The organism is Ralstonia mannitolilytica, from assembly GCF_000954135.1.
Classification (GTDB): domain Bacteria; phylum Pseudomonadota; class Gammaproteobacteria; order Burkholderiales; family Burkholderiaceae; genus Ralstonia; species Ralstonia mannitolilytica.
The window spans coordinates 1,460,900-1,479,602 of the sequence record NZ_CP010799.1 but is presented as its reverse complement, the minus strand read 5'-3'; the positions used below and the strand labels follow the sequence as shown (position 1 = coordinate 1,479,602).

Below are 18,703 nucleotides of genomic sequence, written 5' to 3'. Positions count from 1 at the left end.
CGCGATGCAAGCGCTGCCGCCCCTGCCCACGGCCTGGCGCTACGCACTCTATCTGCTGCCGCCCGAACCCTGGTACACGCTCGGCACCCGCTGGCTTGGCCGCTGCGCGCGCAGCAATACCGTCATCGAAGCACACCTGCGCGAGCCCTTGGCCCGCGACGCCGGCATCGACCTCGCCACGCTCGACCGCTGGACAGACGCGCCGCGCCAGTACGGCCTGCACGCGACGTTCAAGCCGCCCTTCCGCCTCGCCGCCGAGCACACCGTGGATGAGCTCGACGCGGCGCTGCGCCGGTTTGCCGCGCAGCAGCAGCCCTTCACGATTGCACCCACGCTGCACACGTTGCGCGGCTTCCTGGCGTGGCGCCTGCGCCATGGCGATCCCGCCCGTGACGCCCTGCACGCCCTCGCAGACGCCTGCGTGCGAGAGTTCGACGCGTTCCGGGCCCCACCCCCGCCCGCAGAACTGGCACGCCGCCGCCGTGTGGGCCTGTCGGCGGCGCAGGAACGCCACCTGCAGCGCTGGGGGTATCCGTACGTCTTCGATACGTTCACGTTCCACATCACGCTGACCGGCCAGCTGGGCCACGCCGAACAGCTTGCGTGCTATCGCGCCCTGGAAGCCACGCCGGTGGTGCTGCCGGCGGCCATGCCGGTCGACCACATCGCCGTGTTCACGCAGCCCGAGGCGGGCGCGCCTTTTACCGTGGCGCGCGTTTATCGGTTCGATGGCAGCGTCGAGTCGTTCGGGCCTGAGCAGGAAGCGGCATGACGCTCCACGACATGGCGCTCCGCATGGCCGCCGCACTGCTGGTGGGTGCGCTGCTGGGGGCCAACCGTAGCCTGCATGGCAAGTCGGCGGGCGTCCGCACGCTTGGGCTGGTGTCATTGGGCGCGGCCCTGGCGGTGGCGTTTTCCGCCAACGGGTTCGGCCCGGACGGCGTGACGCGCACCGTCCAGGGCGTGATGGCCGGCGTGGGCTTCCTGGGTGCCGGCGTCATCATCCACCACCCGCACAACGAACGCGTGCAAGGGCTGACCACCGCTGCCTCCATCTGGCTTGCCGCCATGCTGGGCGCGGCATGCGGCGGCGGGCAATACGCGCTGGTGGCGATCAGCTTCGTGCTGGCGCTGGCGCTGCTGGTGCTCGGCGGGCCCATCGAGCGCCGGATCCAGCGGCCACCGCGCGGCGGCCCGCGCTAGCGCTGGAGATCGACTACATCGATGGTCTGCGTCTGGCCGTGCTGCTCGACCTCCTGCCGCATCACCACGCCGGCTTCGGGGCAGTACCAGTCGGTGAGATGCGCGACGGTCGGTTCCGGCTCGATGGTTTCGTTGCCGAGCCGCAGCACGCCCAGCCTGGCGGTGCGGGTGTAGCGGATCGGCCGGCATTGCAGGATGCCGACCACCGTGTTCATCGGCTGCGCCGGCCCGACCTGGCGCTCCGACACTTCCACCCTGGCGTGCGCGGCGCGCATGCGGCCCACGGAAATGCCCAGCCGCGGCGATACCACGTCGAAATCGAAGCTCGACTCGTACGTATCGCCGGGCAGCATCTCGGCCTCGGGTGCAAGCCCGGCGCCGTAGAGGAACATGCCCGAGATGGCGGTGCTCACCGTGCCCACGAGGTCGGCGTGCTCGCTTTGCGCAAAGACGTGCCCGTTGATGCTGACCACGCGGGTGACGACGCCCGCTTCGTCCACGAGCAGTTGGTGATCCTGTACCGTCTCGACCGGCCGCCCGCCAAGCGCCACGAGCCCCGACTTGGCATAGATGTGCAGGCCGATCTCGCAGCCATCCTGGATGTCGTGGTTGACGTCGTGCAGCGTGAACTCGACGATCATCGGCGTCTTGCCGTTGCCGTCCAGGCGCAGCCGGGTGCCATCGTGCACCCACGGCGCCGTGCACAGACCGGCGGCCTGCACGGGCAGCGCGACACACGCGAGGACCGCCGCCGCCCACAAAGAAAAACGCCGATGCATCGGGTGATGCATCAGCGTCTTCATGCACGTCGAGGACACCGGCTTACTTCTTCGCGCCGTCGGTGTACGGGTCGGTGGCCTTGGCACCCTGGCTGTACGGGTCGAACTTGTCGCCCGCCTTGGCACCCTGGGTGTACGTATCGTACTTGCCCTTTTCAACGTTGGCCGGCTGTGCGCCCGGGTTCAGCGCGCTGGCCGTGCTGTCGTTCTTGTTAGCGCCCTGGCTGTATGGGTCGAACTTGTCGCCCGCCTTGGCGCCTTGGGTGTAGGGATCGAACTTGTCGCCAGCCTTGGCGCCCTGGGTGTAGGGGTCGAACTTCTTGTCGGTCTGCGCGTGGGCCATGCTTCCGATGGCTGCCACGACAGCAGCCGCTGCCACGAGGGTGAGACGTTTGTACGGCATCTGAAGCTCCTTTCCTATGGGTCGTTTGGGCTGATCACGTGGTGCAGCCTCGTTTTGAACGTACCCCGATGCCACCTCACGGCCAGACCATGGCGGCGGCGCCGGGAAACCCCCTCTCCTCGTCGTAAGCTATGGCAAGCGCCCAGGAAAGTCAACGAACAGGAATCGCCTGTTTCTTGGGCCGATGCACACCGTTTAACGATGTTCCGGCCGGCGGATCGCATGGGGGCCGGCCACGGCAATCAGCGCCATGGTCAGCGCCACGACCGACAGGCCCCAGCGCAGGTCCGAGCCGTGCGCGATCAACCCGATGATGACCGGGCCGACCAGCAGGCCGACATAGGCAAAACGCGCCACGGCGGCAATGCCCTCGGCCGCCGGCACACCCGGCAGGCGCGATGCGGTGATGAAGAAGATCGGCACCATGTTGGCCGCACCCACGCCCATCAGCCCGAACCCGGCCAGCACTGCCGCCGGCGCCGGCCACAGCAGCGCCAGCAGGATGCCCGCCGTGGCCAGCACACCGCTGGCACGGAGCACGCGCATGTTGCCCCAGTGGCCGCGGGCGACATCCCCGCCGAACCGTGCAAGCGCCATGCCGCCCGAGAACGCTGCATAACCCGCGCTGGCAATGGCCTCGGGCGATTGCGCAATCTCGCGCATGTACACGGTCGTCCAGTCGTACATGGCGCCTTCGCCCACCAGCCCGAAGAAGGCCAGCAGGCCGAGCACGAACAGCGTGCGCCCCGTGGTGGGATGGGCCGGCTCGCCTTCGGCATGCACGTGATCGGGCAGCATGAACGGCCCCGCGCACAGCGCCGTGGCCATGGTGACGAGCGCCATGCCGCCGCAATGCACCGCCGGCGGCACACCAAGCTCGAGCAGCACGCCGCCTGCCGCCGCACCCGCCATGCCGCCCAGGCTGAACATGCCGTGCAGAGACGAAATGATCGGCTTATGGTGGTTGGCCTCGACCGTAGCCGCCTGCGCGTTCATGGCCACGTCGAAACCCGCGTTGGTGATGCCGAACAGCAGCAGCACAGCCAGCAGCGTCGGGTAGGTCGGCATCAGCATGATGAGCGCCGTCATGACACCGAAGGCCACGCCCGCCTGCACGCTGGCGCGGCGCGTGCCGATGCGCGCGGCCCAACTGCCCGCGAACTTCATCGCCACGATGGCGCCTGCCGCCACCATGAACATCGCCAGCGACAGCGACGCCTCGGACAACCCGAAGCGCGCCTTGACCGTGGGAATGTGAATCCCCCACGTCGCAAACGTTGCACCGTTGACGAAAAAGAGAGCCATCGTCGCCGCGCGGGCCGACAGGGGGAGCCGGCGTGGCGAGACGACGCCGGCGCGTTGCACAAGTTCGGAAGACATGGAAGCGGCTGGAAGACATACGCGCGGCGCCAACCCGTTGCGCCGCCAAGCCGTCATGCTACCGCGCGCCGCCCAAGAGCGTATGACAGCGGGCCGGGCGGCGCCCGCGTCACGAAGGTGACCGATGCGCGGGTATGCCGCTTGCGTCACCGCCCGTGCACCCCCGCATCCTGGAGACCCGCCATGCCTCGCGTGATCTGGAAAGGCGCCGTGAGCTTCGGCCTCGTCCACATTCCCGTCGCGCTGTATCCGGCCACCCGCAGCGACGATCTCGACTTCGACTGGCTCGACCGCCGCACCATGGACCGCGTCGGCTACAAGCGCATCAACAAGGCCACCGGCAAGGAAGTGCCGCGCGAGCAGATCGTGCGCGGCTTCGCCTACGAGAAGGATCGCTACGTCCTCCTCACCGACGACGACATCCGCGCCGCCAACCCGGTGTCCACGCAAACCGTCGACCTGCTGGCCTTTGTGGACGCGACCGAGATCCCGTTCCTCTATCTCGACACGCCATACTTCCTGGCGCCCGACCGGCGCGGCGAAAAGGTGTACGCGCTGCTGCGCGAGGCCATGGTGCGTTCGCAGAAGGTCGGGGTGGCCAACGTCGTGCTGCACACCAAGCAGCACCTGGCCGCGCTGATCCCGCTCGGCCCTGTGCTCGTGCTGCACACGCTGCGCTGGTCCACCGAGGTGCGCGACTGGTCGGAACTCGACCTGCCGGCCGAAGGCGCCAAGGCCGCCAAGCTCACGGCCAAGGAGATCGAGATGGCCGAAAAGCTCATCGAAGACATGAGCGACACCTGGGATCCGACGCAGTACCACGACACGTTCCGCGACGACATCCTCGCGCTGGTCGACCGCAAGGTGCGCGAGGGCCGCACCGAATCGGTCGAGCCGATGGAGGCCGAGCACGCACCGCCTGCCACCAACGTGATCGACCTGACCGACCTGCTGCGCCAGAGCCTCGCGCGGCGCGGCAAGGGCAAGGCCGCTTCCGAAGGCGAGGAAGACGAGGCGCCGCCGCGCAAGCGTGCGCCGCGCAAAGCCGCCGCCAAGACGGCACGCAAGACCGCCGCGCGCAAGCGCGCATGAACGACCGGAGCCGACGCCATGCCACGCCATCTCGCCGACTACCGCCGCAAACGCGATTTCACCCTCACGCAGGAGCCCTCCGGCGCGCGCCGCAAGGCCGACGAACAACGCAGACGCGGCGACGACGGCGCGCTGCACTTCGTCATCCAGAAGCACGACGCGCGGCGGCTGCATTACGACTTCCGCCTCGAACTCGACGGCACGCTCAAGAGCTGGGCCGTACCGAAGGGCCCGAGCCTCGACCCGCACGACAAGCGCCTCGCGGTGCATGTCGAAGACCATCCGCTCGACTACGCCGACTTTGAAGGGCACATCCCCGAAGGCCAGTACGGCGGCGGCGACGTGATCGTGTGGGACCGCGGCACGTGGCGCCCGCACGGCGATCCGCGCAAGGCCTATCGCGAGGGCAAGCTCAAGTTCGAACTGGACGGTGAAAAGCTGCACGGCGCGTGGGCGCTGGTGCGCACGCATCTGCGCGCCACCGGCCGGCAGCCGAAGGAGCAGTGGCTGCTGATCAAGGAACATGACGACCACGTGCGCGCCGCGGCCGACTACGACATCACGCGCGCGTTGCCCGGCAGCGTCATCAGCGGCAGGCATGTCGGCGAAGAGGCGCCGCAGGCGCGTGCCGCCAGGACGCCCGCCACCGGAGCCCCTGCCGATACCGCGGTGCGGCCGCCCGCCGGCGCCGTGCCGGCCGCGCTGCCGAAGACGCTGGAGCCGCAGCTGGCCACGCTGGTCGATGCGCCGCCCGCGCACGGCGAATGGGACTACGAGGTCAAGTTCGACGGCTACCGCATCCTCGCGCGCATCGACGGCGAGAGCATCCGCCTGTTCAGCCGCAACGGACGCGACTGGACGGCCAAGCTGCCGCGCCAGGTGCGCACACTGCCTGCGCTGGGCCTGCGCGAGGCATGGCTCGATGGCGAGGTCGTGGTGATGGGCGAGCGCGGCGTGCCCGACTTCCAGTCGCTGCAGAACGCGTTCGAAACGTCGCACGCCGAGCACATCGCGTATTACCTCTTCGACCTGCCGTTCTGCAACGGCATGGACCTGCGCAACGTGCCCCTGCGCGAGCGGCGCGCGCTGCTGCAGCGCATCCTGGACGCGGCGCCGGGTGACCTGGACCGCGAGGCCGTGCTGTTCTCCGGCGCCTTCAACGCGCCGCCGGAAGACCTGCTCGCCTCGGCATGCAGCATGTCGCTTGAAGGCGTGATCGGCAAGCGCGCCGATGCGGCGTATCGCTCGGGCCGCAGCCCTGCATGGATCAAGCTCAAGTGCGGGCGGCGGCAGGAGTTCGTGATCGGCGGCTACAGCGCACCCAAGGGCAGCCGCAGCGGCTTCGGCGCACTGCTGCTCGGCGTGTACGACAACGCGGGCAAGCTCCAGTACGCGGGCCGCGTGGGCAGCGGCTTCAACGAGACGAGCCTGCGCGCGCTCCATCACGAACTCACCAGCCTGGCGACCGACACGCCCCCGTTTGTGAACCCACCCACCGGCTCCGACGCGCGCGACGTGCAATGGGTCAGGCCCGAGCGCGTGGCCGAGGTCGCCTTTGCCGAATGGACGCGCGAGGGCATCGTGCGGCAGGCCGTCTTCCAGGGCCTGCGTGACGACAAGCCGCCTCGCAGCATCGTTCGCGAAACCGCCAGAGCGCCCCGTGCAGGCGGCCGCAAGGAGAAGCCCGCCGTGAGCACCGCCCAGACGCGCCCCGCCGAACGCAAGATCCGCGCGGGCGCGGAGCGCATCGCGGGCGTCGACGTGACGCACCCGGACCGCGTCATCGAAAAGGCCAGCGGCACCACCAAGGCCGATCTGGCGCGCTACTACGCGAGCGTCGCCGACTGGATGCTGCCGCACCTGCGCAACCGGCCCACGTCGCTCGTCCGCGCGCCCGACGGCATCGAAGGCGAACGCTTCTTCCAGAAGCATTCGGCGGCGCTCAAGCTGCAGGGCATCACGCAGCTCGATGCGTCGCTGGACCCGGGGCACCCCTCGCTGCTGGCGATCAACTGCGCGGAGGCGCTGGTCGGCGCGGTGCAGATGGGCACGGTGGAGCTGCACACCTGGAACGCACTCGCCGATCGCATCGAACAGCCGGACCGCATCGTCTTCGACATCGACCCGGACCCCGCCCTGCCGTTTGCACGCGTCATCGAGGCCACGCAGCTGACGCTGGCGATGCTCGACGAACTCGGGCTGAAGGGCTTCCTGAAGACCAGCGGCGGCCATGGCATGCACGTGGTGGTGCCGCTCACGCGCCGGGAGTCGGCCGGCTGGGAAGCGCTGAAAGGCTTTGCGCAGGCCGTGGTCCAGCACATGGCCGCGACCTTTCCGGACCGCTTCGTCGCCAAGATGGGGCCGCGGAACCGCGTGGGGAAGATCTTCATCGATTACCTGCGCAACAACCGTGGGGCGAGCACGGTCGCGGCGTATTCCGTGCGCGCACGCACGGGGCTGCCGGTGTCGGTGCCGATCCGGCATGACGAACTGCAGACGCTGCAGTCTTCTGCGCAGTGGACGCTGCGTACGCTGCCCGACCGCCTGGCCAAGCTCAAGGACGACCCTTGGGCCGATTACGCCGGCACGCGCCAGTCCGTCACGTCGGAGATGCGCAAGCGCATCGGCCTCAAGGCCTGAGCGAGGTGGGCCCACCGTCACAGCTGGGCGGTTGTGCGCGAATTGGCCGGTGAAGGGCCCCGTGCTTGTCGGCCGAAGTGTCGGGCTGCTGCGTTAACATGCCTGCGTCTGCACTTGGCACACGTGTCTTGCGCTCCCCAACCCGCCCCCCCGATGGCCCGAATTCGTCCGACCCGCTTGCTGTTCCTGTCGCGCCGTGTGCTCGCCTGCGCGATGCTCGTTACCGTGGCCGCCGCGCCGCTGGCCCACGCGAAGAAACCGAAACCGCACGGCGCGCATGCTGCGCCGCGGCCCACCGCGACCCAGGTACGCCAAGCTGCGCACAACCCGGCCGGGCTTCCCGCCAACGTTGCCTTGGCGTTTGCGCGCGCCCACATCCCCCTCGATGCGGTGAGCGTGTTCGTTATCCGCACCGGCAGCGACACACCCATCCTGCAATGGAATGCCGACACCGGCATGAATCCGGCGTCGACCATGAAGCTGCTCACCACCTTTGCGGGGCTGGATCTGCTCGGACCGAACTTCCGCTGGAAGACGTCCGCGTACGCCGACAGCGCCCCCGTCAACGGCACGCTCAATGGCAATCTGTACCTGCGCGGACAGGGCGACCCGAAGCTGATTCCGGAAGAGCTCATCAAGCTGGTGACCGATATACGCCGCGCCGGCGTGGACGAGCTGGCCGGCAACATCGTGCTCGATCGCACGTACTTCGAGAACGGCCTGTCCGAAGCCCCGCCGCTCGACGGCGACAGTGCGCGCGCCTACAACGTCGCGCCCGATGCGCTGCTGTATTCGTTCAAGACGCTGACGTTCACGCTCACGCCGGCGGGCGATGACGGGTCGGGCGCACACACCGTGAACATCGACGTGTCGCCGCCGCTGGCGCAACTGCAGATCGACAACCGGCTGCGCGCCACGCGCGGCGGCTGCGGCGACTGGAAGACCCTGTCCGGCGCCAGCATCAGCACGCAGCCCGATGGCCATGTGCTCGCGAGCTTCGACGGCCGCTATGCCGCCGCGTGCGGGGAGCGCGTCTACAACCTCGCGGCGCTCACGCATGCCGATTTCATCTGGGGCGGTTTCCTGGCGCTGTGGCAGCAGGCCGGCGGCACGACGCGCTTCACCCCCGGCCTGCGCGAAGGCAAGGTACCGCGCCAGGCCGTGCTGCTGGCCACGCACTACGGCCCCACGCTGGCCGAAGTGGTGCACGACATCGACAAGTATTCGAACAACGTGATGGCGCGCCAGCTCTTCCTCACCATCGGCGCGGAGATCGGCCGCAAGCCCGCATCGGTGCGGCAGTCGACCGAAGTCATCCAGCGCTGGCTCGCGCGGCAGAACCTGACGATGCCCGAACTCGTGATCGAGAACGGATCGGGCCTGTCGCGCATCGAGCGCATCAGCGCGCGCAACATGGGCCGCCTGCTGCAACAGGCCGATGCCAATCCGAACGGCGGCATCCTGCGCGATGCCCTGCCGGTGGTGGGCGTCGACGGCACCATGCGCAACCGCCTCACGCGCGCGGGGGTGGCTGGCAATGCCGAGATCAAGACCGGTACGCTCAATGACGTGCGCGCCATCGCGGGCTACGTGGAAGGCGAAGGCGGCCAGCGCTTCGTGGTGGTCAGCATGATCAACCACCCGAACGCCGGCGCCGGCCAGGCCGCGCACGATGCCCTGCTGCAATGGATCTACCAAGGCGCACAACGATGACGACACACGCGGCACTCCTGGGCATCACCGGCACGTCGGGCAGCGGCAAGACCACCCTGGTCGAGCAGCTGATCGCGCGCTTCGTGCAGGACGGGCGCCGCGTCGCGGCCATCAAGCACACGCATCACGGCTTCGATCTCGATTCGCCGGGCAAGGACTCGTATCGGATGCGCGATGCCGGCAGCGCCGAAGTGGTGCTCGTGGGCGGCGAGCGCCTCGTGCTGATGCGCGAATACACCCACGCGCACGAGCCGGAGCTGGCGGACGTGCTGGCGCTACTGGCGCCCGAAACCGACCTCGTCATCGTCGAAGGCTACAAGCGCAGCACCTTCCCGAAGATCGAGGTCTTCCGCCCGTCGCTCGGCCGCGCCCCGCTATGGCCCGAGATCGGCGGCGTGGTGGCCGTCGCCACCGACGCGCGCGATGCCGTGCAGCCGCCAGCGGGCGTGGCTGTGCTCGACCTGAACGATGTCGATGCGGTGTACCGCTTCGCCGCCGCGCTGGTGAAGTAGTCCACGCGGTGTTGCGCCCAACAAAAAACGCCCGCGGCAATCGCGGGCGTTTCGTTTGGCATGGGGTGTGCGCTCAGTGCACCAGGTTGTCGGCCAGCAGGCGTTGCAGCACGTTGCTGGCAATCAGGCGATGGCCGCCGGTGGTCGGGTGCACGCCATCGGCAAAGAGGTAGGTCTGGTCCGCCCCCGTCGCCACCAGCGTGCTCGACGAGCAGAACAGCGAGCTGCCTGCCGCGCTCGCCGGCATCTTGTTCGGATCGCACGCCGGCGTGCTTGTGTTGGTGAAGCCGAACATCGCGCCGTTCTGGATCACGGCAGTCAGTTGCGAGTTGAAGTCGATCACGCGTGCCGACGTGCCGGCCAGACCGTTCTGCAGCGTCGTGTTGAACACGCCCACCAGCGTATGCAACAGCGCCTGCGCCGCAGGGCCTTGACCCACACCTTGCGGCGTGAGGCTGCTGTCGGGCAAGTTGAACACGTACAGTTGCGTCGCGTTCTTGCTGATCATGTCTTTGATGTAGCCGACAAGTTCCGTGGCGGCCTGCTGCACCTGCGCCGCGGCAACGGTGGGCGTGACGGTGGTCGGGTTGGCCGCCACGGCGGCGGCCCAGTAGAAGATGTCGTTGTTGCCGCCAAAGACGAACACCACGTCGCTGTTGCCGTTGAAGGTGTTGTTGCTGGCCGCGTAGAAGTTGGCCAGCTGCTGCTTGATCGGGTACGTGAGCGCACCAGCGCCGTTGTTGTGGCCGATGCCGTTCGGGTCCGTCACGCGCGAGCCGCCCTGTGCATAGTCGAAGCAGCCGGGTTTCGGGCAGCTCTGCACCTGGTTGGCGTAGCCCATCACGGCCGGCGTGAGCGCGACGCCCATTTGCGAGGCCACGGTTTCCGCCCAGACCGGGCCAGGGTTGGTGGTGAACTTCCCGCCGCCCACAGCCTGCGCGACTGGCGTGTAGGTGCCGGCGTCGCTCAGGCTGTCGCCGAACACGACCATGCGCTGCACCCTCGCGATGTTGCTGTTGCCACCCTGATCGGATTCGCCGCCGCAAGCCGCCAGGCCCAGCGCGAGTGCCGCCGACGCGACGCCCATCCATTGACGCAACTTCATGTCTGTCTCCCGTGTGGATTTTTTTGGTCTGTGGTGCCGCGGTACAAACCTGCGCGCGCGCTTGAAGCACGCGGAACGACACACAACGCCCAAGTGTAGCGAGGTTGCCTGGCGGAAGGCGGGACCCCGCCCCGGAAGAATTAGAGGTTGCCTTCGAACGCGGCGGCGGCGCGACGCAGGCGGTCGTTGACGGCCGCCCAGGCGGGGGTATCGGCTAGGGTTTCCACCCAGATGGCGTCGTAGCCGCCACGGTCGAGCTCGCGCAGGAGTGCGTAGAGCGCGTTGGCGTAGGCCGCGGGCGTGGCCGGCGCGGCACGCTGGTCGCAACCCTCGGGCAGCGCCACCGGCGCACCGAGCCAGACGATGCGCTTGCCGGCCGGCAGCGCGGCAAGGCGCGCGGGCACCTCGGCGGCAGAAAGGAGATACAGCGGCGTGCGCGGCGCATAGTGCGCCTTCAGCGTGCCCGACGCGCGCGGCGCGGCAGCATCCGGCAGCGCGGGCACCTCGCCCGTGACACGTTCGATGTCTTCCGGTGTGATGGCACCCGGGCGCAGCAACACGGGGCCAATGCCCTGGTCCAGCCGCGAGAGGTCGATGATGGTCGACTCGATCCCGACGTCGACGCCGTCGCCTTCGAGCACGAACACCGTATCGCCAAATTCATCGCGCACATGCTGCGCGGTGGTGGGGCTCACCTGGCCGAACTTGTTGGCCGACGGCGCCGCAATGCCGCCACGTCCGCGCTTGAAGCGCGAGAGCAGCGCCTGCGCCACCGGATGCGAAGGACAACGCAGCCCGATGCTGTCCTGCCCCCCTGCCACGGCGGCCGGGATGTGCGGCGCGCGCTTGAGGATCATCGTGAGCGGGCCGGGCCAGAACGCTTCGATCAACTGCAGCGCAATGCCGGGCACTTCGTCCGCCCAGTACGAGATGTCTGCGCCGTCCACCACGTGAACGATCACCGGGTGGTTGGAGGGCCGCCCCTTGGCGGCGTAGATCTTCGCGATCGCCTGCGGGTTTTCCGCATCGGCGCCGAGGCCGTAGACGGTCTCGGTCGGGAAAGCAACCAGTTCGCCGGCCTCCAGCCTGCGCGCGGCCTCGTCGAGGCGTTCGCGCGGGGGCATGACGATGGGCGCGGTCGGCCTGTGCATGGCGATGCTCCTGCTCACTCCGCCCGCAGGCCCAGCACATGCGCGGCGTGGCGGAACGCCTCGTCCACCACCTCGGGCGACGTGCCGACGCAGTTCACGTGGCCCATCTTGCGGCCGGGGCGCGCATCGGCCTTGCCGTACAGATGCACCTTCGTGCCGCTGTGGCGCATGACTTCGTGCCAGGCCGGCGTGCGCTCCAGACCGTATTCGAACCACACGTCGCCCAGCACGTTCAGCATGCGCCCTGGCGAATGCTGGCGCGTGCTGCCCAGCGGCAGCCGTGCCATGGCGCGCACCTGCTGCTCGAACTGGCTGGTCTCGCACACGTCCATGGTGATGTGGCCCGAGTTGTGCGGGCGCGGCGCCATTTCATTGGCGACCAGCGAGCCGTCCTGCAGCACGAAGAACTCCACGCACAGCACGCCGACGTAGCCCATCTCTTCGGCGATCATGGCGGCGGCCGCACGGGTGCGCGTGGCAATGTCGTCGGAGACGCTGCGCGACGGCATGATGGTCGAGAACAGAATGCCGTCACGGTGTTCGTTCTCGGCCAGCGGCCACGTGGCGGTGGTGCCGTCGGCGGCGCGGGCAGCCAGCACCGACACCTCGTACGCCAGCGGCAGCCTCTTCTCGAGCACGCACGGCACGTGCTGCATGGCGCCCCACGCTGCGCGCAGCTCTTCGACGGTGGAGACACGTGCCTGGCCCTTGCCGTCATAGCCCATGCGGGCGATCTTGAGGATGCCGGGCAGCAGATCAGCGGGCAGCTGGTCGATATCGGCATCGTGCTGGATCACCCAGCTCGGTGCCGGCTGGATGCCCGTGCGCGCGGCGCACAGCGCGAAGAATTTCTTCTCGGCGATGCGGTTCTGCGCGATCGACACGCAGTTGGCGCGCGGAGCAACGAAGGCGCCCAGCTGCTCCAGGCGGTCCAGGGCCTGTGCCGGCACATTCTCGAATTCGGTCGTGACGGCCGGGCACAGCGCGGCCATTTCGGCCAGCGCCGCCTCGTCGGTGTAGCCGGCGCACAGGTGGCGCTCGGCAATGGTGCCGGCGGGGCTGTTCGGGTCCGGGTCGAGCACGCAGACCTTGTAGCCCATCGCCTGTGCGGCATGCGTGAACATGCGGCCGAGCTGGCCGCCGCCTAGCATGCCCAGCCAGGCATCGGGCAGGATCGCGTTGGGAACGTTCAGCGCGCGGGATTCCGGCGTGTGGGCTTGCGCCAGGCGCGGGTTCAGGTCGTCGGCCATGAATCGGGTCGTGGTTGGCTTAAGCACCGTGCACCGGCAGCGTCATGCCGCGTGCCACTTCGGTCTGCTGCGCGCGGAAGGCTTCGAGCTTGTCGGCCAGCGCCGGGTCGGTGGTGGCAATGGTCGCGATGGCGGCAAGCGCTGCGTTGGCCGCGCCCGCTTCGCCAATGGCGAACGTCGACACCGGGATGCCCTTGGGCATCTGCACGATGGAGAGCAGCGAATCTTCGCCGCGCAAATACTTGGACGGCACCGGCACGCCGAACACCGGCACGATCGTTTTGGCGGCGATCATGCCGGGCAGGTGCGCCGCCCCGCCGGCACCGGCAATGATGGCGCGCAACCCCCGGTCGCGTGCGGCTTCGGCGTAGCGGAACATCTCGTCCGGCATGCGGTGCGCCGAGACGACCTGCGCCTCGAACGGAATGCCGAACTGGGTGAGCATGTCGACGGCGTGGCGCATCACGTCCCAGTCGGAACTGGAGCCCATCACCACGCCAACGAGCGGAGCAGATTGCTGTGCGGTCATCGTCATGGCTCCAGGATCAGCGCAGCGACTGCCCGGTCAGGCGGGTCAGCGCTTCGCGGTACTTGTCGGCGGTCTTTTCGATCACGTCGGCGGGCAGTTCGGGCGCCGGCGCCGTCTTCGGCCAGGGCTTGCCGTCGATGCGCACGGCTTCGAGCCAGTCGCGCACGAACTGCTTGTCGAACGACGGCGGGTTGGTGCCCACCTGGTACGAATCGGCCGGCCAGAAGCGCGACGAATCGGCGGTGAGCGCCTCGTCCATCAGCGTGAGCGTGCCGTTCTCGTCGAGGCCGAACTCGAACTTCGTGTCGGCGATGATGATGCCGCGCGTGGCGGCAAAGTCGGCCGCCTCCTTGTACAGGCGGATGCTCACGTCGCGGATCTGCGCGGCCAGTTCCTTGCCGATGCGGCGCTCGACTTCGTCGAAGGCGATGTTCTCGTCGTGCTCGCCCACGGCGGCCTTGGCGGCGGGGGTGAAGATGGGCTCGGGCAGCTTCTGCGCATTCTGCAGGCCGGCCGGCAGCTGGACGCCGCAGACGGCGCCCGTGGCCTGGTAGTCCTTCCAGCCGCTGCCCGCCAGGTAGCCGCGCACCACGGCTTCCACCAGGATCGGCTTCAGGCGCTTGACCACGATGGCGCGGCCGCGCACCTGGTCGACTTCATTCGGGGCGACCACGGTTTCCGGCGCGATGCCCGTTTCGTGCGTCGGCACGATGTGGCGCAGCCTGTTGAACCAGAAATCCGACATCTGCGCGAGCACGCGGCCCTTGTCCGGAATCGGCTGGCCGAGAATCACATCAAACGCCGACAGACGGTCGGTAGTGATCATCAGCAGCTTGTCGTCGCCGACGGCGTAGTTCTCGCGCACCTTGCCGCGGCCGAGCAACGGCAGGCTGGTGATCGACGATTCGTAAAGGGCGGAGGCGGCTGTGGGGTTGTCAGATGCGGCGGACACGGCGGAACCCAGTGGAAGGTCAAAAAACGTGGAAGGCCGACATTATACGTGTGGGCCCCATGCAAAACGGCTGGCGCACTGCCAGCCGTTTCACTTTGACGCGGCGCGCGTGCTTATTGCACCACTTGCGCCAGTTCGCCGTTCTGGTACTTCTGCGCCATCACGGACAGGCTGACCGGTTTGATCTTGCCGGCCTGGCCTTCGCAGCCGAACTGGATGTAGCGCGCCTTGCAGACCTGCTTGGCGGCTTCGCGCGCGGGCTTGAGCCATTCGCGGGCGTCGAACTTGTCCGGGTTTTCGGCCAGGAACTTGCGCACCGCGCCCGTCATGGCCAGGCGGATGTCGGTGTCGATGTTGATCTTGCGCACGCCGTACTTGATGGCTTCCTGGATCTCTTCGACCGGCACGCCGTACGTTTCCTTCATCTTGCCACCGTACTGGTTGATGATGGCCAGCAGCTCCTGCGGCACGCTCGACGAGCCGTGCATCACGAGGTGGGTGTTCGGGATGCGCGCGTGGATTTCCTTCACGCGGCTGATCGCCAGGATGTCGCCCGTGGGCTTGCGCGAGAACTTGTACGCGCCGTGGCTCGTGCCGATGGCGATGGCCAGTGCGTCGAGCTGCGTCGCCTTGACGAACTGGGCGGCTTCTTCCGGATCGGTCAGCAGCGCCGAATGGTCGAGCTTGCCTTCCGCGCCGATGCCGTCTTCCTCGCCGGCCATGCCGGTTTCCAGAGAGCCCAGGCAGCCGAGTTCGCCTTCCACCGTCACGCCGACCTTGTGCGCCATCTCGACGACCTTGCGCGTCACCTCGACGTTGTAGTTGAAATCGGCCGGGGTCTTGCCGTCTTCGCGCAGCGAGCCGTCCATCATGACCGAGCCAAAGCCCAGGTCGATGGCGCCCTGGCAGATCGCGGGGCTCTGGCCGTGGTCCTGGTGCATGACCAGCGGGATTTCCGGGTAAGCCTCGACAGCCGCCTGGATCAGGTGCTTGATGAACGATTCGCCGGCGTATTTGCGGGCGCCCGCGCTGGCCTGCAGGATCACCGGCGCGCCGGTTTCCTTGGCCGCTTCCATCACGGCCTGGACCTGTTCCAGGTTGTTCACGTTGAACGCCGGCAGGCCGTAGCCGTTTTCAGCGGCGTGGTCGAGCAGTTGGCGCATCGAGACGAGTGGCATGGTTTTCTCCTATGGGTCGATCTGTATTCGGTCTCAGGAACGCATCTTGTTTGCGTAGCAAGCAGCGTTCCGTGGTGTGCGTCAGTGCATACCGACGCGGACAATCTTGAGCGTGTTCGTGCCCCCCGCCTGCCCCATCGGCTCGCCGACGGTCAGGACGATGAAGTCGCCGCGCTGCACGACGCCGCGCGCGACCAGCAGTTCTTCGGCCTGGTGCAGCGCTTCGTCGCGGTCCATGCTGCTGGCCAGCGGCAGCGACTGCACGTTGCGGTACAGGGCCATCTTGCGCTGCGATGCCACGTTTGGCGTCATCGCATAAATGGGAATGTTGATGCCGTGACGGCTCATCCAGAGCGCCGTGGCGCCGGAATCGGTCAGCGCCGCAATCGCCTTGACCTGCAGGTGGTGCGCCGTGAACAGCGCGCCCATGGCGATCGACTGGTCGATGCGGGTGAAGGTCTGGTCGAGGAAGTCGGCGTCCAGATGCACCGGCTGCGACTTTTCCGCTTCCACGCAGATGGCAGCCATGGCCTCGATCGTCTCGACCGGATAGCGGCCGGCAGCGGTTTCGGCCGACAGCATCACGGCATCCGTGCCGTCGAGCACCGCGTTGGCAACGTCGGACACCTCGGCGCGCGTCGGCACCGGGTTGACGATCATCGATTCCATCATCTGCGTGGCGGTGATCGTCAGCTTGTTGGCTTCGCGCGCCAGCTTGATCATGCGCTTCTGCAGCGCCGGCACGGCCGCGTTGCCCACCTCCACGGCCAGGTCGCCGCGCGCGACCATGATGCCGTCGGACGCGGCCAGGATCTCCTCGAGCACGCCGGGGCGGATGGCCTCGGCACGCTCGATCTTGGCGATCATGCGGGTCTTGTGGTTGTGCGGCGCGCCGGCCACGGCGGCCAGCTGGCGCGCCATCTCCATGTCGGTGGCGTTCTTCGGGAAGCTGACCGCGACGTAATCGGCGCCCAGCGCCATCGCGGTCTTGATGTCTTCCATGTCCTTGGCCGTCAGCGCCGGCGCCGACAGGCCGCCGCCCTGGCGGTTGATGCCCTTGTTGTTGGAGAGATCGCCGCCCACCTTGACGATGGTTTCGATCTCTTCGCCCACCACGCGCTCGACCTGCAGCACGATCAGGCCGTCGTTGAGCAGCAGCAGGTCGCCGGGGCCGACGTCGCGGGGCAGTTCCTTGTAGTCGAGGCCGACGCGCTCCTGGTTGCCGAGTTCGCAACGCGCATCGAGCGTGAAGCGATCGCCGGGGTTGAGCGTGATCTTGCCGTTCTCGAACTTGCCGACGCGGATCTTCGGGCCCTGCAGGTCGGCCATGATGGCCACTTCGCGGCCCACCGAGCGCGCCGCCTCACGCACCAGCTCGGCGCGTGCCACGTGGTCTTGCGCGGTGCCGTGCGAAAAGTTGAGCCGCACCACGTCCACACCGCCCGCGATCATCCGCGTGAGGATTTCCAGCGTGTTGGATGACGGGCCGAGGGTGGCGACGATCTTGGTGGCGCGGGTCATGGGCGGCGGTGTCTCGTTGGTGGGATGGGCGAAGGAAGCGAGGGGCCCTCAGGCCTGCGCGGTCTGGCTTCGGGCACGCTGCTCCAGGATCTCCACGGCCGGCAGCGTCTTGCCTTCCAGGAACTCCAGGAATGCGCCGCCGCCGGTGGAGATGTAGCCCACCTTATCGGCGATGTTGTACTTGGCGATGGCCGCCAGCGTGTCGCCACCACCCGCGATCGAGAAGCCCGACGAGGCAGCAATGGCCTCGGCCAGCACCTTGGTGCCGTTGCCGAACTGGTCGAACTCGAACACGCCGACCGGACCGTTCCACACGATCGTGCCGGCGGACTTCAGCTGCTCGGCGAGCCGCGCGGCCGTCTTCGGCCCGATGTCGAGGATCATGTCGTCGTCCGCCACATCCTTCACGTCCTTGACGGTGGCGGCTGCCGTGGCACTGAATTCCTTCGCGCAGACCACATCGACCGGGATGGGCACCGACGCGCCGCGTGCGGCCATCAGGTCGATGATGGCCTTGGCATCGCCCACCAGGTCCGGCTCGGCGAGCGACTTGCCGATCTTCAGGCCCGCCGCGAGCATGAACGTGTTGGCGATGCCGCCGCCGACGATCAGGTTGTCCACCTTGTCGGCCAGCGACTTGAGAATCGTGAGCTTGGTCGAGACCTTGGAGCCCGCGACGATGGCCACCAGCGGGCGGGCCGGCTGGCCCAGCGCCTTGCCCAGCGCGTCGAGCTCAGCCGCCAGCAGCGGGCCGGCGCAGGCGATGGGGGCAAACCTGGCAATACCGTGGGTGGTGGCTTCCGCGCGGTGGGCGGTGCCGAACGCATCGTTGACGTAGAGATCGCACAGCTTGGCCATCTTCTGGGCCAGTTCGTCGCTGTTCTTCTTCTCGCCCTTGTTGACGCGGCAGTTTTCCAGCAACACGACCTGGCCGGGCGCGACATCCACGCCGTCGACCCAGTTCTGGACGAGCTTCACGTCACGGCCGAGCAGCTCGGACAGGCGCTTGGCGACCGGTGCCAGCGAGTCTTCCGGCTTGAACTCACCCTCGGTCGGGCGACCCAGGTGCGAGGTGACCATCACGGCGGCGCCAGCGCCCAGGGCCGCCTGGATGGCCGGCACGGAGGCGCGGATGCGGGTGTCTTCGGTGATGTTGCCGGCATCGTCTTGCGGCACATTCAGGTCGGCGCGGATGAACACGCGCTTGCCGGCAAGCTTGCCTTCGGAGATGAGATCGGACAGACGCAGGACGTGAGGCATGGCAGCTACGGAAGAATCGCGGAAAACGGCGATTT

The 18,703-nt window shown here is 68.0% G+C and carries 17 protein-coding genes; 6 read left to right on the top strand and 11 right to left on the bottom strand.

Going from position 1 to position 18,703, the window contains the following annotated elements; translation table 11 throughout:
* The first annotated feature begins 4 nt into the window (after positions 1-4).
* Together TK49_RS07045 and TK49_RS07040 are read left to right on the top strand one after the other, a co-directional pair.
* Entirely contained in the window at positions 5-772 is a 768-nt protein-coding gene (locus TK49_RS07045) for a DUF1045 domain-containing protein (protein ID WP_045786074.1), read from the top strand.
* Positions 769-1,203: an MgtC/SapB family protein gene (locus TK49_RS07040; protein ID WP_045786073.1), complete on the top strand. Its 435-nt coding sequence runs from the start codon at positions 769-771 to the stop codon at positions 1,201-1,203. The genes TK49_RS07045 and TK49_RS07040 overlap by 4 nt, the downstream gene beginning before the upstream one ends.
* Here the strand turns inward: TK49_RS07040 and TK49_RS07035 are convergent.
* From TK49_RS07035 to TK49_RS07025, 3 genes are all read right to left on the bottom strand, one after another.
* Entirely contained in the window at positions 1,200-2,006 is an 807-nt protein-coding gene (locus tag TK49_RS07035) for a hypothetical protein (RefSeq protein WP_045786072.1), read from the bottom strand. The genes TK49_RS07040 and TK49_RS07035 overlap by 4 nt on opposite strands.
* A 19-nt stretch (positions 2,007-2,025) precedes the next feature.
* Positions 2,026-2,385, bottom strand: a complete 360-nt coding sequence (locus TK49_RS07030) for a hypothetical protein (RefSeq protein WP_045786071.1) — start codon at positions 2,383-2,385, stop codon at positions 2,026-2,028.
* A 195-nt stretch (positions 2,386-2,580) separates the two neighbouring features.
* A complete protein-coding gene (locus tag TK49_RS07025) occupies positions 2,581-3,765 on the bottom strand; it encodes an MFS transporter (protein WP_045786070.1) in 1,185 nt (394 codons plus the stop codon).
* A 183-nt stretch (positions 3,766-3,948) separates the two neighbouring features.
* Here TK49_RS07025 and ku point away from each other — a divergent pair, with 183 nt between their 5' ends.
* The 4 genes from ku (at position 3,949) to mobB (ending at position 9,722) form a co-directional block, all read left to right on the top strand.
* A complete protein-coding gene (gene ku, locus TK49_RS07020; protein WP_045786069.1) occupies positions 3,949-4,857 on the top strand; it encodes a non-homologous end joining protein Ku in 909 nt (302 codons plus the stop codon).
* A gap of 18 nt (positions 4,858-4,875) precedes the next feature.
* Positions 4,876-7,497: a DNA ligase D gene (gene ligD, locus TK49_RS07015; RefSeq protein WP_045786068.1), complete on the top strand. Its 2,622-nt coding sequence runs from the start codon at positions 4,876-4,878 to the stop codon at positions 7,495-7,497.
* 153 nt (positions 7,498-7,650) lie between these two features.
* Positions 7,651-9,210 carry a D-alanyl-D-alanine carboxypeptidase/D-alanyl-D-alanine endopeptidase gene (dacB, locus tag TK49_RS07010; protein WP_045786067.1) on the top strand — a complete coding sequence of 520 codons (1,560 nt, stop codon included), beginning with the start codon at positions 7,651-7,653 and terminating at the stop codon, positions 9,208-9,210.
* A complete protein-coding gene (mobB, locus tag TK49_RS07005) occupies positions 9,207-9,722 on the top strand; it encodes a molybdopterin-guanine dinucleotide biosynthesis protein B (protein WP_045786066.1) in 516 nt (171 codons plus the stop codon). Before dacB ends, mobB begins: the two co-directional genes overlap by 4 nt.
* Positions 9,723-9,795: 73 nt before the next feature.
* On the opposite strand, the gene TK49_RS07000 is transcribed toward mobB, so the two are convergent.
* The 8 genes from TK49_RS07000 to TK49_RS06965 all read right to left on the bottom strand — a co-directional run bounded on the left by TK49_RS07000 (position 9,796) and on the right by TK49_RS06965 (position 18,668).
* Complete coding sequence (locus TK49_RS07000; protein ID WP_045786065.1) at positions 9,796-10,827, bottom strand: SGNH/GDSL hydrolase family protein; 1,032 nt, start codon at positions 10,825-10,827, stop codon at positions 9,796-9,798.
* 140 nt (positions 10,828-10,967) lie between these two features.
* Positions 10,968-11,978, bottom strand: a complete 1,011-nt coding sequence (locus TK49_RS06995) for an L-threonylcarbamoyladenylate synthase (protein ID WP_045786064.1) — start codon at positions 11,976-11,978, stop codon at positions 10,968-10,970.
* Between the two features lie 14 nt (positions 11,979-11,992).
* Positions 11,993-13,228 carry a 5-(carboxyamino)imidazole ribonucleotide synthase gene (locus tag TK49_RS06990; protein WP_045786063.1) on the bottom strand — a complete coding sequence of 412 codons (1,236 nt, stop codon included), beginning with the start codon at positions 13,226-13,228 and terminating at the stop codon, positions 11,993-11,995.
* A 19-nt stretch (positions 13,229-13,247) separates the two neighbouring features.
* Positions 13,248-13,757 (bottom strand): 5-(carboxyamino)imidazole ribonucleotide mutase, encoded by a 510-nt coding sequence (gene purE, locus TK49_RS06985; RefSeq protein ID WP_045787789.1) that lies wholly within the window; start codon positions 13,755-13,757, stop codon positions 13,248-13,250.
* Positions 13,758-13,773: 16 nt separating this feature from the next.
* Positions 13,774-14,709, bottom strand: coding sequence for a phosphoribosylaminoimidazolesuccinocarboxamide synthase (locus tag TK49_RS06980; RefSeq protein WP_233902524.1), 936 nt, complete (start codon positions 14,707-14,709; stop codon positions 13,774-13,776).
* A gap of 113 nt (positions 14,710-14,822) precedes the next feature.
* Entirely contained in the window at positions 14,823-15,887 is a 1,065-nt protein-coding gene (gene fba, locus TK49_RS06975) for a class II fructose-bisphosphate aldolase (protein WP_045786061.1), read from the bottom strand.
* An 81-nt stretch (positions 15,888-15,968) separates the two neighbouring features.
* Entirely contained in the window at positions 15,969-17,408 is a 1,440-nt protein-coding gene (pyk, locus tag TK49_RS06970) for a pyruvate kinase (protein WP_045786060.1), read from the bottom strand.
* Between the two features lie 48 nt (positions 17,409-17,456).
* A complete protein-coding gene (locus TK49_RS06965; protein ID WP_045786059.1) occupies positions 17,457-18,668 on the bottom strand; it encodes a phosphoglycerate kinase in 1,212 nt (403 codons plus the stop codon).
* Positions 18,669-18,703 lie beyond the last annotated feature (35 nt).